The sequence below is a fragment of the Paraclostridium sp. AKS73 genome (genome assembly GCF_025671395.1).
GTDB classification, from domain to species: domain Bacteria; phylum Bacillota; class Clostridia; order Peptostreptococcales; family Peptostreptococcaceae; genus Paraclostridium; species Paraclostridium benzoelyticum.
Genome location: NZ_JAIXHU010000007.1, coordinates 66657 through 84027, shown reverse-complemented (window position 1 = coordinate 84027; position 17371 = coordinate 66657). Strand labels below are relative to the sequence as shown.

Here is a 17371-nt window from a genome sequence, read left to right as displayed (position 1 = left end):
AGGTAAAAAATTAAATAAGACACAAAGGAGAAAATAATGAAGTCATTTTGGAAGAATTACAAATCATCAATAATCTTAATTTTAGCAATTATATTAGGTGGAATCGTCGGAGCTATAATGGGCGCTAAGGCAGACATATTTAAGCCAGTAGGAGACTTATTTTTAAATTTATTATTCATGACATTAGTACCATTAGTATTTTTTAGTGTAACTTCAGCAATTTCTAATATGGGAGAAATGAAAAGATTAGGAAAAATATTAAAAAATATAGTTTTAGTATTCGCAATGACTGCTATAATATCATCTATTATAGGGATAATTGGAGTTATAATTATCAATCCAACAAAAGGATTAAATCCAGATATGTTTGCAAATTTAATGCAAAGTTCGGTAGAAAAAGTAGATACAGAAAAAGTTGGGTTATTACAGCAACTTGTAAACACAGTTACAGTAAGTGACTTTAAAGATTTACTATCAAAAGCAAATATGCTACAACTTATTATATTCTCAATTTTAGTAGGTATAGCAACAGCTATGGCAGGAGAGATTGCAAAACCTATAGCTACCTTCACTCAAGCAGGTGCTGCAGTTATGATGAAATTAGTAAACTTAATAATGAAGTTAGCACCTATAGGATTAGGATGTTATTTTGCAACTGTAATAGGAGAATTAGGACCACAAATACTATCAGGATATGCTAAAGTCTTTGTATTGTATATAATTCTAGCAGCTATATGCTATGCAGGTATATTTACATTATATGCTTATATAGCTGGAGGAAAACAAGGAGTTGAAGTGTTTTGGAAAAATGCTATAGCACCTACAGTTACGGCTTTAGCAACTTGCTCTAGTGCAGCATCAATACCGGTTAATTTAGATGCTAGTAAAAAATGGGAGTACCAAATGATATAGCAGAAACTGTAATACCTCTAGGTGCAAACATACACAAAGATGGATCTGTAATAGGCGGAGTTTTAAAAATAACTTTCTTATTTGGACTATTTGGAAGGGATATAACTAGTATATCTGCAATAATTTCTATAGTTTCAGTATCTTTCTTAGTTGGAGCAGTTATGGGTGCAATTCCAGGAGGAGGTATGATGGGAGAAATGCTAATATTAAGTGTATATGGATTCTCTCCAGAGGTTCTTCCTATAATAGCAGTAATTAGTACTATAATAGATGCACCAGCTACTGTTTTAAACTCCACGGGTAACACAGTATGTTCTATGATGGTTGCTAGACTTGTAGAAGGAAAAGAATGGATGAAAGTAAAGTTAAGCTAAAATAAAAATGTACTTATATATAAATCTAAAGCCTCTATTATTTAATAGAGGCTTTAAAAATGTAAGTGTGTTTTTATATTAAGGTTTATATATAGATTATTAGGATGTTAAATTATTACATATATTATGTAACAAAAAAGTTTTTAATTCTTACAAAATTGACATTTGATAAATGTATTTTATGTATTTATAATATTGAAGGGATAAAATTAGATTAAGGAGACATTTATGAATAAATTTCATTATTTTTTTAGAACTTCAATAGAAAGAAATAACTTTTCTAACTTTGGAGTCATACATTTAATATTGTTGGGGATAACTTTGCTAGGGATAGTAATTATTATTAATAAAAAAGAGAAAATAGATTATTTGAATTATTTATAGGAATAGCGCTATTAATTCAACAAACAACATTATATTTATGGTACCTTAAAGGCAATTACCATTTGTACAGGAAGGGTTGCCACTGTTTCATTGTAGGATAGCTATAATTTTAATCTCCATTGGTATGATATTTAAAAAAGATTTCATGATGAAAATGGGATCATACTGGGGGGTATTTGGAGCGATTTCAGCACTATTATTTCCAGGGCTTGATCCATTTGTTTTTCCTCATATGACTCAATTTTCATATTTTATAGGACATATTTTGTTGCTTTGGGGGTCTATATATTTACTAAATGTAAAAAAGGTAGGGATGAGTAAAATTGATTTTAAGAAAGTGTTTATTATAACTAACTTATATCATATAGCTATGTTTAATATAAATAATTTAATAAATTCAAATTATGCATATATGAAGTCGTCTCCAATTGGAATAGGTAATAAATTAAATCCAATTTTATATGGATTTATAGTTATGATGATATTTAACTCGATTTTAAGTTTAGAGTACTTTGCTCTAAATAATAAAAAAGAATCTATAGTAGAAGAATGCTACGAAATGGAATTAATAAAAATATAAGCCTATAGAAAAAAGTTTTGGTATATACTTAGAGTATGTAGAAAAAATTTTTCACAATTATACTAAATTTAGAATAGATAATATTAAATATACTTATTATTAGGAGAAGAATAATGCAAGAAATAAAAAATGCAATTATACTATTACTACATTTCTTTGCTTTTTTAACTTTATTTTATTTACTTTCAGAACAATACATGGTTGCAATAATGTTATTAGGACTAGCTTTACTTGGATTTAGTGTTATAAAATATAGTAACAACGATGTAAAATAGTATTTACTAATTTAACTAAACTCAGGAAAATAAAAAAAATTTAAAAATGAACTTTAAAAAAAGTAGGAGCATTATGCTTCTATTTTTTTATTTATATACCTTAGCAATAAAATAGTATTTTTTTGATATGAAGATACATAGAATTTAAATAGATAAAAGTTTAAAAAGTTATAAATTGGTACAAGCTTAAACCATCGAACAGATAAATCCAGTATGGGAGGATGAATAATGAAATATTCTATAAGAAATATAGATTTAGAAAGCGATAAAGATTTTATATTAGAAAGTCATTGTAAAATTAACTTTAAATGTGAAAGTAAATGGACTGTTGAATGTGGATATGATAGGTATAAATCTAAGTGGTTTTCAACAGACAATCCAAGTAAATTTTTAAAAGCTTTAACAAAAAGTTTGAAAGAAAGCAGAGCATTAGGGTTAATAGTTCAAGACGGAGTAAAGAAAATAGGATACTGTTGGGTTAGCTTTTATGATATTAAAGACTATGATATATCAATAGCAGAGATTAATGATATTTTAATTATTGATAGTTATAAAAATAAAGGTATCGCAAGTTTTTTAATTAAGCATGTAGAAGAACAATGCAAAATAAATGGAGCGAAAGTTTTAAGATCGGGAACTGGTATAAATAATTTAGCATCTATAAAACTGCATGAAAAGCTAGATTTTCAAACATACAGGGTAGAGTTTGAAAAAGTTTTATTATAAATTCATAGGCAATTTAATAAAAAGCAGGGGCAAGTCATTTTAACCCTGCTTTTGTTGTATAGATAAAATCTATTTCTGAATGGTAATATATAGAAATTATGAATTTGAAGAAAAATTCATAATAATGTAAACTTAGGAGGAAAAAGCTCGAAAATGAATGAAGTGGAGAGCTTAATAAATGGAGAAAGTGGGAGTAAAATGAAATTGAAAAAATTAGTAACATCATTATTAGTTGCAACTTTAACAATAGGGGTCGTAGGTTGCACTAATAATAAAGGAAGTTCATCTAAGTATGAAAAAAATAATTTAGAGGGTGCAACTCTTAAAGTTGTAGCTGCACATGGAGCTAAGGAAGATATATTTGGAAAATTTACGGAAGATACTGGAATTAAAGTGGAATTTATAGATATGTCTTCAGGAGAGGTTTTATCTAGAATAAAAGCTGAAATGGTAAACCAATGGCAGATGTATGGTTTGGAGGGGGAGCTGATAGCTTTATAGCAGCAAAAGAAGCTGATTTATTAGAACCATATATATCAGAAGAATCAAAAACTATACCAGACAAATATAAAGATAAAGAAGGATATTGGACAGGAACTTCGCTAGTTACAGTAGGGTTCATGGTAAATAATGACTTATTAAAAGAAAAAGGATTAGAATCTCCAAAGACATGGACAGACTTAGCAGATTCTAAATATAAAGGGGAAGTTATGATGGCGGACCCATCGATTTCAGGAACTAACTATGCTATGGTAAATGGATTAATACAAAATATGGGAGAAGAAAAAGCATGGAATTATTTTAATAAACTTAACTCGAATATACCGTTTTTAGCTAAAAGAGGTTCTGAACCTGCAAATAAAGTATGCTCAGGGGAGTTTGCAGTTGGAGTAATACCTATGACAGGTGAATATTTTGTTATGGAAGATCAGTATCCTGTAAGTACAATATACCCAGAAGATGTTATTCCGTGGATACCTGCTCCAGTTGCTATATTTAAAAATGCAGAAAATACCGAAGCAGCAAAAGCATTTGTGGATTGGTCGTTATCTGAAAAAGGACAAACATTTATACAAGAAAAAGATCCGAGATACATGTCTAGACCAGAAATTAAGCCTGTTAAATCTGTTGAAAATATGCCTTTGGACAAACTTGTAGATTTAGATATCCAAAAACTAGGAACTGAAAGAGAACATATTTTAAATAAATGGAGTGAAGATTTTGGAAATAAGCTAATAAAACCGTAAATTTAATAAAAGGGATGGTTATAGATTGACTATCCATTTTATTAATTTACTTCTTGATTAGGTTATAAAAGGAGATGTTTATTATGCTAGTAGATTTACATATACATGAAAGTACTTACTCTGCAGATAGTAAAATTACTTTAAAGGAAATAATAGAAGAAGCAAAAAGAAAAGGATTACAAGGTGTTTGTATAACTGATCATGACAATAATTATATAGAAGAAAAAGCTATAGAGATATCGAAAGAATTAAATTATCCAGTATTTGTGGGAGTGGAATACCTAACATATGATGGGGATATAGTTGCATTTGGATTGGATGAGGTACCTAATGTAAAAATGAGTGCGCAAGAATTTGTAGAATTAGTGATTTCTGAAGGAGGAGTTTGTATAAGTGCACATCCATACAGAAATAACAATAGAGGGTTAGAGGATAAAATAAAAATTGTAAAAGGATTAAGTGCAATAGAAGCTTTTAATGGAAATACAGATGATGAAAATAATAAAAAAGCTTTTTATGTATCTAAAGAGTTAAATATTCAGGCTATAGGTGCAAGTGATGCTCATCATTTACATAAAGTAGGCAAATTTGCAACTTTGTTGCCATATGAGGTATATGATACTCAAGGTCTTATTAAGGCGATAAAAAGCAATGAGTGTAAACCGGCTATATATAAAGATGGAAAATATATAATAGTTAAATAGTAAATATATAATACTCAAAAGTTATAACCTAAAATAAAATAACAGAAAGTGGGATAGACATGAAGTTTAAAAAATTGATGACATCGTTATTGGTCGGAACTTTAGCTATAGGTGTTGTAGGATGTAGTAATAATAAATCAGAAAATAAAGGTAATAGTATGACAGATGGAAAAACTCTTAAAGTAGTCTCTGCTTATGGAGGACAAGAAGAAATATTTAAAAAGTTTACTAAAGATACTGGAGTTAAAGTAGAATTTATAGATATGTCTTCAGGAGAAGTACTATCAAGAATAAAAGCGGAAAATGGAAAACCCATAGCGGATTTATGGTTTGGAGGAGGAGCTGATAGCTTTATAGCAGCAAAAGAAGCTGATCTTTTACAACCTTATATATCAAAAGAATCAAAAAATATACCGAAAGAATACAAAGATAAAGAAGGATATTGGACTGGAGTATCTTTAGTTACAGTAGGATTTATGGTAAATAATGAAATAATAAAAGAAAAGGGACTAGACATTCCTAGAAATTGGGATGATTTAACAAATGAAAAATTAAAAAGTGAAGTTATGATAGCAGACCCTTCTATATCTGGAACAAATTATGCTATGGTAAGTGGATTAATACAAACTTGGGGAGAATATAAAGCATGGAAATATTTTGAAAATCTAAATAGAAATATTTCATTTTTTGCAAAAGAGGATCAGAACCAGCAAATAAAGTTCAAGCTGGTGAATTTGGGGTAGGAATAATACCTGTATCAAAAGATTCGTTCGAAGCACAAAAACAATATCCTGTAACGATAGTATATCCAGAAGATATATTACCGTGGGTACCAGCTCCTGTAGCCATATTTAAAAATGCAGAAAATGCAGAAAGTGCAAAAGTATTTATTGACTGGGCCTTATCTAAAGATGGACAAGAGTTTATACAAACACAAGATCCAAGGATAATGACTAGACCAGATGTAAAGGAACCAGAAGGGGTAGGTAAAATTCCTACAGATAGATTTGTTAAGTTAGATGTTGAAAAGTTAGGATTAAATAGAGATGAGATACTAGGTAAGTGGAATGAACAATTTGGAAATGAATCATCAAAACAATAAATCAAATGAGCGGGTAGTTAAAAATTTAGCTATCCGTTTAAGCGATTATATAGAAAAAATACTAATATTAGCTATTATATTAAGCATATTAGTATTTATACTATATCCAGTAATATCGGTAATCTCTACAAGCTTTATTGGAGACGGGAAAATTTCATTAGAAGAATATAAAACCTTATTTAATCCTATAAATATACAACTTATAAAAAACAGTGTATGGACATCTACATTATCATCTATATCATCAATAATAATAGCAAGTATAATTGCTATTTACATAGTATTTAGTAATAACAAAGATATTAAATTTATAAATTACTCTTTAGTTTTAACTATGATATCGCCTCCGTTTGTTGGATCGTTAGCATTTATAGTGCTATTTGGCAGAAGAGGGATAATTACACATGACTTACTAGGCCTTAGTATAAATCCATATGATGGCAAGGAATAGTATTAATGCAGTCAATAGGAGAAATATCATTTGCATCACTAATGCTAGTTGGAATTTTTAAAAACATAGATAACAGATTAATTTCAGCATCTAGAGATTTAGGAGCATCATCATTTGAAACTATAAAAAGAGTTATATTACCATTAGCTACACCAGGTATATTAGCAACTCTTTTTATAATATTTACTAAAAATCTTGCCGATTTTGGAACCCCTATAATTATTGGGGGTAATTTTAATGTATTAGCTACAGAAGCTTATTTAACGGCAATTGGAAGAGCAAATTTGCCAAAAGCTGCAGCTATGAGTGTTGTTTTAATAATACCTGCAATAATAGCATTTTATTTTTATAGAAAAAGTATGAAAAAAATAGGTAGTTTATCAGGAGGAACAAAATCTAGTACAAGTAAACATATTGATTTTAATATATCCAAACCTGTAAAGTTAATTTTAGGCATAATTACTTGGGCGTTTATAGCTATAATATTAATTCAATATATAACTATATTTATATCAGCTATATCTAATAGGGCTTCAGGAAGTTTAACATTTACATTAGATTATATAAAAACATTTAAATTAACAAATTTGGATTCATTTATGAGAAGTATAAAATATTCCTTAGTGGCAGGTTTTTTAGCAAGTTCAATAGGAATTTTACTATCTTATTACGTTGAAAGAAGAAATATATACGGAATGAGATTTATTGAATTTATAGCATCTTTACCGTATATAATACCAGGAACATTTTTTGGAATAGGATATATACTTGCTTTTAATAAAAAACCTTTATTATTAATTGGGACTGTGGCCATAGTTGTTTTAAATTGTACATTTAGACAAATATCAGTTGGAAGTAAAGGAGCTAGTGCGCTTTTTTCCAATATAGATAAACAAATAGAAAAAGCGGCTACGGATCTGGGGGCCCCTAAGCTAATGATAATAAAAGATATAATAATACCTTTATTAAAACCAGCATTCTTATCAAGTTTTATAAATACTTTTACATCTACAATGACAACTGTAGGGGCTATAATTTTTCTAATATCGCCAGGAGCTAATGTAGCTACAGTAGAAATGTTTAATGCCATAAAAAATGGGAACTATGGAGTAGGATCTGTTATAGCATGTTTGATAATAATTATAACTTTTACAGTAAACATTTTAGCTATAAAAACTATAGATAATTGATAGGAGGGACAGTAGGTGTTTTTAAAATTAAATAATATAAAAAAAGAATTTTCAAAAGAAAACGGAGTAACTGATATAAATTTACAAATAAACAAAGGTGAATTAGTAACTCTATTAGGGCCTAGTGGTTGTGGAAAAACGACTACACTTAATATTATAGGAGGATTTTTAAAGCCAGATAACGGAACTATTATATTGGAAGATGCAGATATAACTTTACTACCTCCAGAAAAAAGGCCAATAGCAACGGTATTTCAAAGTTATGCATTATTTCCACATATGAATGTTATTGAAAATATAAGTTATGGATTAAAATACACAACAAATTTTAGGAAAAAAGAAAGACTTAATGCTGCAAAAGAATATATAAATATTGTAGGTCTAAAAGGATATGAATATGAACATGTAGGTGATCTTAGTGGAGGACAACAGCAAAGAGTGGCATTAGCTAGAGCATTGATAACTAAACCAAAACTTTTATTATTAGATGAGCCATTTAGCAATTTGGATGCTAAATTGAGGATAAAAATGAGAGAAGAAATTAAACAAATTCAAAACATGTTTAACATAACTATGATATTTGTAACTCATGACCAAGAAGAAGCTTTAAGCATATCAGATAGAATTGTTGTTATGGATAGAGGGGAAATTATTCAGGTAGGTACACCTAGAGAAATATATAGAAATCCTACAAATGAGTATGTAGCCTCATTTATAGGAAAGTCAAATATTATTGAAATTAATGGTTCTAAAAAGTTAATTAGACCAGAAGATATAGAATTAAATAAAGATATTAACGGTGAGTGGGAAATAAAAAATGAAATTTTTATAGGATCTTATACAAGATACATTATAGGAAAAAATAATGAAAGGATATTAGTTGATTTAAGTGGTATAGAGAAGAGTGAGTATAAATTGAAAGATAAAGTAAACATACGATTTAAGAATATTATAGATTTGTAAATATTAATAAAATTAGATGTAAGGAAAAGGAAAAACAAAATGAAAATAAGAATAAAGTATTTAGGAGTCACGATGTTTATAATGATTATAGGTCTATTATCAAGAAAATACATGAATATCTTTCCTAAAGCTATTGCCCCTTTTGTAGGAGATATGTTATGGGCTATGATGGTATATTTTGGATTGAGATTTTTAATTCCAAAATTAAAATTAGTAAAAACTTTAACACTAGCTATAATTTTTTCTTTTTCGATAGAAATAAGTCAATTATACCAAGCTGATTGGATAAACAATATAAGAGCTACAACTCTTGGAGGGTTGGTATTAGGACATGGTTTTTTATTTGAAGACTTAATCAGCTATAGTTTAGGTATAGTTATTGGATGTTTATTAGATTATTTTTTATGTGATAAGAGATAATACAATATTTTATAAAGTTTAAAATTGATACTTAGATGTTCAGTATGCGTCATATTTATGAAAATTCATATTTAATATCTAAAATCAAATATATTTCATTCTTATGAAAACATTACACGATGAGATTGACAATTAGCACATAAAAAATATACAATTTAAGTATAGCTAAAAAAGGGGGACTGCGATATGAATAAAATAGAAAAATTAGTTAAATTACTAGAGGAAAAAAATTTAGATGCAATTTATTTAACTAATGATCAAAATGTTAATTACATATCAAATTATAATGATGAAGATGCATTTGCAATTATATCTAAAAAAGGAAATTTTTTGATAACTGATACTAGATACATGGAGTTGGCAGAAAGTCTTTGCAAAGGGTTTGAATTAGTTAATTGGCATTTGTTTGACAGAAACATAGGTAAAGCAGTTGAAGATATATGCTTAAAAAATAATATAAAAACATTAGGGTTTGAAGGATCTAGTTTAACATTTGAAAAATATGAAGCTTTTAAATCTCAGCTAGATAAAAGTGAAATAAATTTAGTGTGTTCAGATGGGCTTATAGAAGAATTAAGATATGTTAAAAATCAAGAAGAAATAGATAATATAAAAAAAGCTTGTGAAATAGCAGATAAAGCATTAGAAGAATTAATTCCACATATAAAGGTTGGAGTTACAGAAAGAGAATTAGCAGCTAAATTAGAATATTTTATGAAAATGAATGGAGCTCATAATTTGGGATTTGACACGATATTAATATCAGGAGCAAAAACATCTCTACTTCATGGAAAACCAAGTGATAAAAAGATTGAAAGAGGAGATTTATTGCTTATAGATTATGGGGCAATGTACAATGGATATAGATCTGATACTACAAGAACTTTTATAGTTGGAGAAGCAAATCAAAAGCAGATAGAATTATATGAGTTAATAAAAGAGGCTCAACTTGTAGGAATAGAGAATATGAAAGATGGTGTTCATGCAACAGTTCCAGATGCTAAAATTAGAGAAGTTGTTAAGGAGTATGAGCAATATTATTATAGAGGGTTAGGACACGGTATAGGAAGAGGATTACATGAAGAACCTTTCTTAGGTAATTATGGTACAAAAACTCTTAAAGCAGGCTGCGTTGTAACTATGGAACCTGGGGTATATTTCCCAGGATGGGGAGGAATTAGAATTGAGGATACTGTTTTAGTAACAAAAGAAGGACCTCAAATACTAACTAAATTTCCTAAGGAATTAATGATATTGGATAAATAAAATTTTTTTGGATTTTTAAATTGACAAGCATAAATTAAAATCACTATACTTATAGTAAATAAACATTTGAAAATGAAGTCATGAAGGCTTTTAGCCTTCATGGCTTTTTTGTATTTTAAAAGGGGGATAAAATGAATCAAGTAGAGTTTTTTAACCAAATAGCTAAAGAATGGGATAGTATAATTGAAGTGAATGAGGAAAAAATCAATACACTATTATCAAAATTAAATATAACTGATAATAGTAAAGTATTGGATGTAGGAACAGGGACAGGGGTATTAATACCTTTTTTAAAATCATTAAACCCAAATGGATATATAAAGGGTGTAGATATTTCAAGTGAAATGCTTAACGTAGCTAGAGAAAAATTTAGAAATATTGAAAAGGTATCTTTTGAATTACTAGATGTAGAGAAAGATGTAATAAATGAAACTTATGATAGTATTGTTTTATACTCTATGTTTCCGCATTTAAAAGATAAAACAAATACTATTAAAAACTAGTTGAAAAAAATTTGGAAAAAAGTGGACAACTTATAATAGCACATTCAAACAGTAGAGCGTTTTTAAACAATATGCATAAGGAAAAAATGAGTGTGTAAGTGAAGATAGATTAATACCAGTTACTAATCAGAGGTATTTATTTGAAAAAGTGGGACTTAAAGTAGTAGATGCTTTTGAAGATAATGAGATTTATTACTTAGTTATAAAAAGATGTTAGGGGGATTTAAAATGAAAAGTAAAAATGTAGTTTTATCAGGGCTTTTTATTGCGTTTGGAATAATTTTACCTATGGTGTTTCATACGATTAGTTTAGGTGGTCAAATATTTTTACCTATGCATATACCAGTATTAATTGCCGGTTTTTTATTAGGGCCAGTTTGTGGAGGAATAGTTGGAATAGTTACACCTATATTAAGTAGTATCATGACTGGGATGCCACCTATAATACCGGTTATGCCTATAATGGCATTCGAACTTTTTGCATATGGAATTATAACTGGTTTTTTATTTAATAAAACTAAAAAAATATATATATCGCTGGTAGCCGCTATGATAGGTGGTAGATTATTTGCAGTACTAGGAGCGTATTTAGTTTCATTGACTATAGCTCCACAAGTAAATCCTATGTTATTTGTATTTGGCAATATAGGGCAGGCTATACCAGGTATGTTAATACAAATAGTCTTTATACCGATGTTAGTTAAATTTATGATTAAAAATCCTGAAATTACAAAGGCTATAGCTTAATAAAATAAAAAAGTACATCTATAAATTATAGATGTACTTTTTTATTTAGAACATATATACTTTAATGCTTACGAAAAAGTGCGTACTTTTATAAAAAAGTAAACGGCCTATAATAATTTACATATTAAATTAATACAAATAAAATTTTAGGAGGAAGAAATGAAGGCGCTTTTTGATAAAACTAAAATATTAAATATGGAAATGAAAAATAGATTTTTAAGGGGAGCTTTATGGGAAGATTTAGCAGATGAGAAAGGTCACCTAACTCCTGAATTAATATCTATATATGAAGAACTGGCAAAAGGAGGTGTAGGAACTATAATAACTGGATATGCATTTGTTACTGAGTATGAACAGCCAAATCCAGGAATGATGGGTATATATGATGATTCATTTATACCAGAGTATAAAGATTTCACACAAAAAATTCATAATCTAGGATCTAATATAATAATGCAAATAGTGTACGGTGGATTTATGACGAATTTTAATGTTGGAGAAAGAACTATTTGGGGACCTTCAACCATTAAAAATGAAAATACTGGGACATGGGCAAAAGAAATATCTAAAGAAGAAATAAATTATTTAATAAATTCATATGCAAATGCAGCTAAAAGGGTAAAAGAATCAGGGTTCGATGGAGTTGAAATTCATTGCGGGCACGGGTATTTACTAAGCCAATTTTTATCTCCATACTATAATAAGAGAGAAGATGAGTATGGAGGAAATATAGAAAATAGAGGAAGAATAGTTTTTGAAATTTATAAGGCTATGAGATATGCAGTAGGTGAGAGTTTCCCTATATTAATAAAGTTAAATTCAGCTGACTATGTAAGTGAGGGTGGATTAACACAAGAGGATAGTTTATATGTAGCAAAAAAATTAGCTGATTTAGGAATTAATGCTATAGAAGTAACAGGTGGTAACGAGTCTATCAAGGAAGTAACAGAAAATAATTTAGGTGCAGCAAGAACAAAAATCGTTGTTTCAAAGGATAGAGAATCTTACTTTAAAGATTATGCTAAAAAACTATATGAGTTAGTAAACATACCGGTGATACTTATAGGTGGAAATAGAAATTTAGATATAATGGAAGATATATTGAATAAAGGGTATTCACAATATTTTTCACTATCTAGACCACTAACTGCAGAACCAGATTTAATAAGTAAATGGGAAAGAGGCGAACGAAAAAAGCAAAATGCGTATCTTGCAACCAATGTTATAATACTCCTGGAAAGAGATGCATTTTAAATATAAGAGGTATTTAGTTTGAATTAATAAATAAAATGTGATTTGACTACTTTTAAAGTTATTTTAGGAATTTTAAAATTGATTAAGGATAAACTAAAATAATAATTAAAAAGTAGGAGTGAAATTATGCAAGAATATGTAAAAGGAAGTCCGATTTTTACAAATATAAATAATACAGATATACAATATAAATATTTAACAAAAATATAGAAACAGATGTATTAATAGTTGGTGGAGGAGTAACTGGAGCTATATGTGCGTATTATTTAACTAAAAATAATATAAATACTACATTAATTGAAAAAGGAAGAATTGGGCATTTAAGTACAAGCGTTACAACATCTTTATTACAATATGAACTTGATGATAATTTATCTGAACTTAAAGAAGCTCTATGTTTAAAGGATGCAATAAAAGCGTATAAGTTAGGATTAAAAGCACTAGATGAAATAGAAATTTTTATAAAAGAACATGGGAATTTTTGTGATTATATAAAAAGAGATACTTTATTATATACATCTAAGCAAAGTGAAGTAAAAGCTATAGAAAATGAATTTAAACAAAGAAAAGACTATGGATTTAATGTAGAGTATATAGATAAAAGTAACAATCCATATAGCTTTGATCTTAAAGGTGGAATAATATCAAAAAATGGAGGAGCTGAAATTGATCCATATAAATTTACACATCAATTAATTGAAGTAAGTCAAAAAAATAGGCTAAATATATATGAAAATACGGAGGCAAAAACTATAAATTATACAAATGATGGAGTAGAAATAGAAACTTGTTATGGATATAGAATTAAGGCAAAAAAAGTAATTGCTGCTACAGGATATAACACCACTTTATTTACCAAAAGAAATTTTGCGACTAAATACAATACTTTTAATATAGCTACCAAACCAATTGAAAGTATACAGGGTTGGAAAGATAATGTTTTAATAAGGGATAATTGTGATCCTTACAATTATTTAAGAACTACTGTAGATAATAGAATGATTATAGGTGGTGAAGATGTAGAATTTAAATATATTGATGACAATAAATTAGCACAAGAAAAATATGAAATACTAGAACAAAGACTTAAGTCGATGTTTAAAGACGTAAAAAACATTGAAATTGAGTATAAGTATTGTGGATGTTTTGCTAGTACTAAAGATAATTTGGGATTTATAGGTCCAGATCCTAAACATAAAAACTTATGGTACTGCTTAGGGTATGGAGCAAATGGCATATTATTTGCTATTCTTGGTGGTATTATGCTTAGTAAGTTGTACAGAAATGAAGTTGATGAAGATATGAGATTATTTGAAATAAGCAGATTTGACAACTAGATATAAAAAGAAAAATATGACAGATAGTATATAATATCTGTCATATTTTGATGTCACCTATAATTTATATTACAATATAGGCTTTTTAGAATTTCCTCTTATATCAATATTTATTATTTCTACTACGTCTTCACCTCTATAACCAACAAGATAGCTAGTCATATTAGCACAAGAACAAGAATGGTTAGGTATTATTTGAATTTTATCTCCAACCTTTAATTTAGTGGCTCCTATTATTTGGATTTTTCCAACTTCTTCTGAAAGACCTATGATATTAAGTTCATCATGTCCTTTAACTTTTCCAAATCCTGTTATTAAGGCACTTCCGTGAGCTCCTTTATCAAGTCCTAAACACTTACTTCCCACATCAACTATGAATAAATCTTCACTTGGTCTAGATATTATAGTTCCAAGGGCTGTTAAAGAACAATCATCTTCTTTACATATATCTAATGATAATTGTATATTATCATAGAATGGGTAGTTACCAGGTCTTAAAACATCAAGACTAGGATCACTTACTACATCAAAGAATGTAGGCGTGCTTCCTGATGCAACTACATCTATTTCAAAGCCATTAGATTGTAAAAGCTGCTTAGCTGTACTCATACGCTCAACTTCTTGCTTAGATATAGGTGAAACTTCTTCAGGAGAAGCTACTGCATAAACGTGACCAGGATGTGTACTTATTCCTATCAATTTTAAGTTTTTAAATTGAGATAATTCTTTAGCTAAATTAGGTGAGTACTCAGGAGTAACACCTAATCTATTAAGTCCTGAATTTATTAATATGAAATATTCCATATTTATATCTTGTTTGACTAATTCATCGTTCCATAACTTAGCAGACTCAACATTATCAAAGCTAAGTATTATTCTTGCTTTTTTAGATAGTTCTATAGCTCTTTTAATGTTAGAAACGTTTGCTATTGGATAAGGGAATGTTATTGCTTTAATTCCTGACTCTACAAAAGCTTCTGCTTCATCAATTGTACCAACTAAAAGTCCTTTAGCACCGAAATCTATTTGCATTTGAGCTAACTTAGTTGATTTATGAGTTTTTGTCATAGGCCAAAGCTCTTTATTATTTTTATTACAAAGGTCTTGAACTACTTTTAAATTATTTTCTAATGCATCTAAATTTAATATAAAGTTTGGTGTAGATAATTCATTTATTTTCATATTTAAAATCTCCTTTAATTGATATAAATTAAATATAATTTAATTTATTTGAATAAAATTAACTTATATTTAATTTATATCAAAGGATAATAATAAAGTCAAACAAAATTTCAAAAAATAAAAAGAAATATATATCTTGAAATTTAAACATAATTACTATAATCTAAAGTTAAAATAATAAATAAACGGAGAATATATATGAGTGATGTTAACATAGGAGAAAAAATAATAGAATATAGAAATCAAAAGCAAATGACTATAAAAGAGGTTGCACAGATTGCAGGAGTAACACCGTCAATGCTTAGTCAGATAGAAAGAGGATTGTCAAATCCATCTATAAATACTTTAAAAATGATAGCAAAGGCATTAGAAGTTCCTCTATTTAACTTTTTTAAAGAAAATAAAAATAGCAAGCAATTAGTAGTAAGGAAGGATAAAAGGGTAAAACTTACATTTCCAGAAAATAATAACTTAATGTATGAGATGCTATCTCCTAGCTCTAATGGAGATATACAGCTTATGTCTATGGATCTAACTCCAAGTACACAAACTTCAGAAGAATTAATGGATCATGTAGGAGAGGAGGTTGCTGTAGTTTTAGATGGGACAGTAGATCTACATTTAGAAAAGGAAATTATAACTCTATATAAGGGGGATAGTGTAAAGATACTTCCTCATATGAGACACAAATGGGTAAACATTTATGAAGAAACTTCTAAAATTATATTTGCAGTAACACCACCAAGTTTTTAACAAAAACTATAAAGCGAGGTATTTTGATATGGAAAAATTATATTATGGATATTATAAATCACCTATTGGAATTTTAAGAATAGTAGTTGACGAAAGTTCTTTAGTAGCATTAGATTTTAATGAAGAGAAAAAGAAACAAAGTGATGAACATAGTTATATAAAAGAAGTTAAGAATCAGTTAGATGAATATTTTAAAGGAACAAGAGAACTATTTGATTTAAATATAAAAATAAATGGAACGGATTTTCAAAATAAGGTATGGAACGAGCTTACTAAAATACCATATGGAGAAACTATATCTTATAAAGAGATGGCAACTAGAATAGGAAATGACAAAGCTTGTAGAGCTGTGGGAAATGCTAATAATAAAAATAAGATAAGTATAGTTATACCATGTCATAGAGTTGTGGGATCTAATAAGAAACTTGTAGGGTATGCAGGGGGACTTGAAAAAAAAGAATGGTTGATAAACCATGAGAATAAAGTTACAAATGAGTAAACATACATCAATCACCCTATTATGAAAATATACATACTATAAAGTATATTTGCTAAATTAAAATTTTTATAGGGGATGAAAATCATTATGGAAATCGAAAAAGACATTTGTACTGTAGATCTCAAGCTTAGCAAAAAGGAAATTGAAGCAATAAAACTTAGAGATATAGAAGATTTGAAACCTAAGTTGTGCGCTAAAAAAATGAATTTAAAGATAGATGAATTTGAAAATATACTAAACAATGCAAGGTATAAAATTGCAAAGGAAATTTATTATAATAATTGTATAAAAATAGTTATAGAAGAAGAAATTGAAGAAGATGATGCACTATATTTTACATTTAGATGTGCTGTTTGTGGGACTATATATAAAGTTAATGGGTATGAAGATAAAATAGCATGTCCATTATGTTTGAGTAATAAAGTTATGAGTGCAAAGGAAGCTGGATTTTATAAAAAAAGTTACTAGAGTTTACTAGTAACTTTTTTTATAAAAATTTTTC

21 protein-coding genes and 2 pseudogenes are annotated in these 17371 nt (G+C 28.2%); 22 read left to right on the top strand and 1 reads right to left on the bottom strand.

Annotated features, from left to right (window positions below; all coding sequences use genetic code 11):
- Positions 1-36: 36 nt before the first annotated feature.
- The 19 genes and pseudogenes from LEQ07_RS06585 to LEQ07_RS06495 all read left to right on the top strand — a co-directional run bounded on the left by LEQ07_RS06585 (position 37) and on the right by LEQ07_RS06495 (position 14435).
- A pseudogene (locus LEQ07_RS06585) lies at positions 37-1286 on the top strand (dicarboxylate/amino acid:cation symporter).
- A 460-nt stretch (positions 1287-1746) separates the two neighbouring features.
- Positions 1747-2250 (top strand): YwaF family protein, encoded by a 504-nt coding sequence (locus LEQ07_RS06580; RefSeq protein ID WP_263329976.1) that lies wholly within the window; start codon positions 1747-1749, stop codon positions 2248-2250.
- A gap of 113 nt (positions 2251-2363) precedes the next feature.
- Positions 2364-2525, top strand: coding sequence for a hypothetical protein (locus LEQ07_RS06575; RefSeq protein WP_021431375.1), 162 nt, complete (start codon positions 2364-2366; stop codon positions 2523-2525).
- A 228-nt stretch (positions 2526-2753) separates the two neighbouring features.
- On the top strand, positions 2754-3251 hold the full coding sequence (locus tag LEQ07_RS06570; protein WP_046823474.1) for a GNAT family N-acetyltransferase: 498 nt from the start codon (positions 2754-2756) through the stop codon (positions 3249-3251).
- A gap of 153 nt (positions 3252-3404) precedes the next feature.
- Positions 3405-3752 carry a hypothetical protein gene (locus LEQ07_RS06565; protein ID WP_263329975.1) on the top strand — a complete coding sequence of 116 codons (348 nt, stop codon included), beginning with the start codon at positions 3405-3407 and terminating at the stop codon, positions 3750-3752.
- Positions 3710-4498 carry an ABC transporter substrate-binding protein gene (locus LEQ07_RS06560; protein ID WP_263329974.1) on the top strand — a complete coding sequence of 263 codons (789 nt, stop codon included), beginning with the start codon at positions 3710-3712 and terminating at the stop codon, positions 4496-4498. Before LEQ07_RS06565 ends, LEQ07_RS06560 begins: the two co-directional genes overlap by 43 nt.
- A gap of 83 nt (positions 4499-4581) precedes the next feature.
- Positions 4582-5202 (top strand): PHP domain-containing protein, encoded by a 621-nt coding sequence (locus tag LEQ07_RS06555; protein WP_046823475.1) that lies wholly within the window; start codon positions 4582-4584, stop codon positions 5200-5202.
- Positions 5203-5261: 59 nt separating this feature from the next.
- Complete coding sequence (locus LEQ07_RS06550; protein WP_263329973.1) at positions 5262-5945, top strand: extracellular solute-binding protein; 684 nt, start codon at positions 5262-5264, stop codon at positions 5943-5945.
- A pseudogene (locus LEQ07_RS22905) lies at positions 5885-6085 on the top strand (hypothetical protein); the annotation flags it as partial. The gene LEQ07_RS06550 and the pseudogene LEQ07_RS22905, both read left to right, overlap by 61 nt.
- 66 nt (positions 6086-6151) lie before the next feature.
- Positions 6152-6304 carry a hypothetical protein gene (locus LEQ07_RS06540; protein ID WP_263329971.1) on the top strand — a complete coding sequence of 51 codons (153 nt, stop codon included), beginning with the start codon at positions 6152-6154 and terminating at the stop codon, positions 6302-6304.
- A complete protein-coding gene (locus LEQ07_RS06535; protein WP_263329970.1) occupies positions 6270-6755 on the top strand; it encodes a hypothetical protein in 486 nt (161 codons plus the stop codon). The genes LEQ07_RS06540 and LEQ07_RS06535 overlap by 35 nt, the downstream gene beginning before the upstream one ends.
- Positions 6756-6760: 5 nt before the next feature.
- Positions 6761-7945 (top strand): ABC transporter permease, encoded by a 1185-nt coding sequence (locus tag LEQ07_RS06530; protein ID WP_263329969.1) that lies wholly within the window; start codon positions 6761-6763, stop codon positions 7943-7945.
- Positions 7946-7960: 15 nt separating this feature from the next.
- Positions 7961-8908: an ABC transporter ATP-binding protein gene (locus tag LEQ07_RS06525; RefSeq protein WP_263329968.1), complete on the top strand. Its 948-nt coding sequence runs from the start codon at positions 7961-7963 to the stop codon at positions 8906-8908.
- A 39-nt stretch (positions 8909-8947) separates the two neighbouring features.
- Positions 8948-9328 carry a ribosomal maturation YjgA family protein gene (locus LEQ07_RS06520; protein WP_332840878.1) on the top strand — a complete coding sequence of 127 codons (381 nt, stop codon included), beginning with the start codon at positions 8948-8950 and terminating at the stop codon, positions 9326-9328.
- A gap of 186 nt (positions 9329-9514) precedes the next feature.
- On the top strand, positions 9515-10594 hold the full coding sequence (locus LEQ07_RS06515; RefSeq protein WP_263329967.1) for a M24 family metallopeptidase: 1080 nt from the start codon (positions 9515-9517) through the stop codon (positions 10592-10594).
- 131 nt (positions 10595-10725) lie between these two features.
- Positions 10726-11097: a class I SAM-dependent methyltransferase gene (locus tag LEQ07_RS06510; protein WP_263329966.1), complete on the top strand. Its 372-nt coding sequence runs from the start codon at positions 10726-10728 to the stop codon at positions 11095-11097.
- A gap of 228 nt (positions 11098-11325) precedes the next feature.
- Entirely contained in the window at positions 11326-11844 is a 519-nt protein-coding gene (locus LEQ07_RS06505; protein ID WP_263329965.1) for an ECF transporter S component, read from the top strand.
- 159 nt (positions 11845-12003) lie between these two features.
- A complete protein-coding gene (locus LEQ07_RS06500; protein WP_263329964.1) occupies positions 12004-13098 on the top strand; it encodes an NADH:flavin oxidoreductase in 1095 nt (364 codons plus the stop codon).
- 191 nt (positions 13099-13289) lie between these two features.
- Positions 13290-14435 carry an NAD(P)/FAD-dependent oxidoreductase gene (locus LEQ07_RS06495; protein WP_332842972.1) on the top strand — a complete coding sequence of 382 codons (1146 nt, stop codon included), beginning with the start codon at positions 13290-13292 and terminating at the stop codon, positions 14433-14435.
- Between the two features lie 69 nt (positions 14436-14504).
- On the opposite strand, the gene LEQ07_RS06490 is transcribed toward LEQ07_RS06495, so the two are convergent.
- Complete coding sequence (locus tag LEQ07_RS06490; protein ID WP_263329963.1) at positions 14505-15617, bottom strand: alanine racemase; 1113 nt, start codon at positions 15615-15617, stop codon at positions 14505-14507.
- Positions 15618-15815: 198 nt separating this feature from the next.
- On the opposite strand from LEQ07_RS06490, the gene LEQ07_RS06485 reads away from it, so the two are divergent.
- The 3 genes from LEQ07_RS06485 (at position 15816) to LEQ07_RS06475 (ending at position 17337) form a co-directional block, all read left to right on the top strand.
- Positions 15816-16370, top strand: a complete 555-nt coding sequence (locus tag LEQ07_RS06485) for a helix-turn-helix domain-containing protein (RefSeq protein ID WP_046822229.1) — start codon at positions 15816-15818, stop codon at positions 16368-16370.
- A 28-nt stretch (positions 16371-16398) separates the two neighbouring features.
- Positions 16399-16869 carry a methylated-DNA--[protein]-cysteine S-methyltransferase gene (locus LEQ07_RS06480; RefSeq protein ID WP_046822228.1) on the top strand — a complete coding sequence of 157 codons (471 nt, stop codon included), beginning with the start codon at positions 16399-16401 and terminating at the stop codon, positions 16867-16869.
- 87 nt (positions 16870-16956) lie between these two features.
- Positions 16957-17337 (top strand): DUF134 domain-containing protein, encoded by a 381-nt coding sequence (locus tag LEQ07_RS06475; RefSeq protein WP_046822227.1) that lies wholly within the window; start codon positions 16957-16959, stop codon positions 17335-17337.
- The last annotated feature ends 34 nt before the right edge of the window (positions 17338-17371 follow it).

Coding starts and splice junctions, on each gene's coding strand:
- LEQ07_RS06535 (WP_263329970.1), top strand. CDS start 6,270: ATGAACAATTTGGAAATGAATCATCAAAACAATAAATCAAATGAGCGG.
- LEQ07_RS06490 (WP_263329963.1), bottom strand. CDS start 15,617: ATGAAAATAAATGAATTATCTACACCAAACTTTATATTAAATTTAGAT.
- LEQ07_RS06520 (WP_332840878.1), top strand. CDS start 8,948: ATGAAAATAAGAATAAAGTATTTAGGAGTCACGATGTTTATAATGATT.
- LEQ07_RS06510 (WP_263329966.1), top strand. CDS start 10,726: ATGAATCAAGTAGAGTTTTTTAACCAAATAGCTAAAGAATGGGATAGT.
- LEQ07_RS06475 (WP_046822227.1), top strand. CDS start 16,957: ATGGAAATCGAAAAAGACATTTGTACTGTAGATCTCAAGCTTAGCAAA.
- LEQ07_RS06555 (WP_046823475.1), top strand. CDS start 4,582: ATGCTAGTAGATTTACATATACATGAAAGTACTTACTCTGCAGATAGT.
- LEQ07_RS06500 (WP_263329964.1), top strand. CDS start 12,004: ATGAAGGCGCTTTTTGATAAAACTAAAATATTAAATATGGAAATGAAA.
- LEQ07_RS06505 (WP_263329965.1), top strand. CDS start 11,326: ATGAAAAGTAAAAATGTAGTTTTATCAGGGCTTTTTATTGCGTTTGGA.
- LEQ07_RS06570 (WP_046823474.1), top strand. CDS start 2,754: ATGAAATATTCTATAAGAAATATAGATTTAGAAAGCGATAAAGATTTT.
- LEQ07_RS06575 (WP_021431375.1), top strand. CDS start 2,364: ATGCAAGAAATAAAAAATGCAATTATACTATTACTACATTTCTTTGCT.
- LEQ07_RS06480 (WP_046822228.1), top strand. CDS start 16,399: ATGGAAAAATTATATTATGGATATTATAAATCACCTATTGGAATTTTA.
- LEQ07_RS06530 (WP_263329969.1), top strand. CDS start 6,761: ATGCAGTCAATAGGAGAAATATCATTTGCATCACTAATGCTAGTTGGA.
- LEQ07_RS06485 (WP_046822229.1), top strand. CDS start 15,816: ATGAGTGATGTTAACATAGGAGAAAAAATAATAGAATATAGAAATCAA.
- LEQ07_RS06540 (WP_263329971.1), top strand. CDS start 6,152: ATGACTAGACCAGATGTAAAGGAACCAGAAGGGGTAGGTAAAATTCCT.
- LEQ07_RS06550 (WP_263329973.1), top strand. CDS start 5,262: ATGAAGTTTAAAAAATTGATGACATCGTTATTGGTCGGAACTTTAGCT.
- LEQ07_RS06565 (WP_263329975.1), top strand. CDS start 3,405: ATGAATGAAGTGGAGAGCTTAATAAATGGAGAAAGTGGGAGTAAAATG.
- LEQ07_RS06515 (WP_263329967.1), top strand. CDS start 9,515: ATGAATAAAATAGAAAAATTAGTTAAATTACTAGAGGAAAAAAATTTA.
- LEQ07_RS06560 (WP_263329974.1), top strand. CDS start 3,710: ATGGCAGATGTATGGTTTGGAGGGGGAGCTGATAGCTTTATAGCAGCA.